We start from the raw sequence: 1,098 nt of genomic DNA on the forward strand, positions 1-1,098 counted from the left end.
ACGCGTTAATGAGCTTTGATGATGAACTTTCTCATCAAGCACTAACCGCAGCAAACAAAGAGAAAGAAGGCCTGTGGCCACTGCCTCTGGCTGATTTCCACCGTGGTATGTTGCCGTCAAACTTCGCTGATTTATCGAACATCAGCTCTGGAGACTACAGTCCAGGCGCAAGTACCGCTGCTGCATTTTTGTCTTACTTTGTTGAAGACTACAAGAAAGGCTGGTTGCACTTCGATTGTGCTGGTACTTACCGTAAGTCTGCATCCGACAAGTGGGCAGCAGGCGCTACTGGTATGGGTGTCCGCACTCTTGCTCGCCTTCTTAATGAGCAAGCAGAAAAATAATATTTATGGTGGCGTCAGTTAGGCGCTGCCGTAGTCAAGTAAGTCACTTTTAAACACTATTATTACAAGTACAAAAAGGAAACTTTGTGGCTCTAGAAAGAACGTTTTCCATTGTTAAGCCTGACGCTGTGGAAAGAAACCTGATCGGTGAAATCTACAATCGAATCGAGAAGGCAGGCCTACGTATTATTGCTGCGAAAATGGTTCACCTGACTGAAGAGCAGGCGAGCGGTTTTTACGCAGAACATGAAGGTAAAGAATTCTTCCAACCTCTAAACGAGCTCATGACTTCTGGCCCTACTATGGTTCAAGTGTTGGAAGGCGCAAATGCGATTGCACGTTACCGCGAATTGATGGGTAACACCAACCCAGAAGAAGCGGCAGCAGGCACACTTCGCGCAGATTACGCGCTAAGCATGCGTCATAACTCTGTTCATGGTTCAGATAGTCCTGAATCAGCGGCTCGTGAGATTGAGTTCTTCTTCCCTGAGTCAGAAATTTGCCCTCGCTAATCGGTAGTTAGTTTGTGCTCGTAAAGATAGTTAGCCTCGGATAATTCCGGGGCTTTTTATTATCGAAACAGTTCGAAGGCGCATTGGTTGGGTTGTTTAATATTTAACCGAAGTGTTTTTAATGCCTTAGCAAAGACAGGGTTTTAGACCTCTTGTTGTAGCTGCATAAAGGCTGTACAATTCGCGCCCTTATTCTTGTTTCAGTCATTGAGAGGCAACATGACCACTGAAAAAATCAATCT

The 1,098-nt window shown here is 45.4% G+C and carries 1 protein-coding gene and 1 pseudogene; both read left to right on the forward strand.

The features are described from left to right. Positions 1–344 (forward strand): annotated as a pseudogene (locus R7044_RS24275) (aminopeptidase PepB); the annotation flags it as partial. 86 nt (positions 345–430) lie between these two features. Next, positions 431–856: a nucleoside-diphosphate kinase gene (ndk, locus tag R7044_RS24280; RefSeq protein WP_225455880.1), complete on the forward strand. Its 426-nt coding sequence runs from the start codon at positions 431–433 to the stop codon at positions 854–856. Positions 857–1,098 lie beyond the last annotated feature (242 nt).

Source organism: Vibrio sp. 1402, assembly GCF_033340275.1.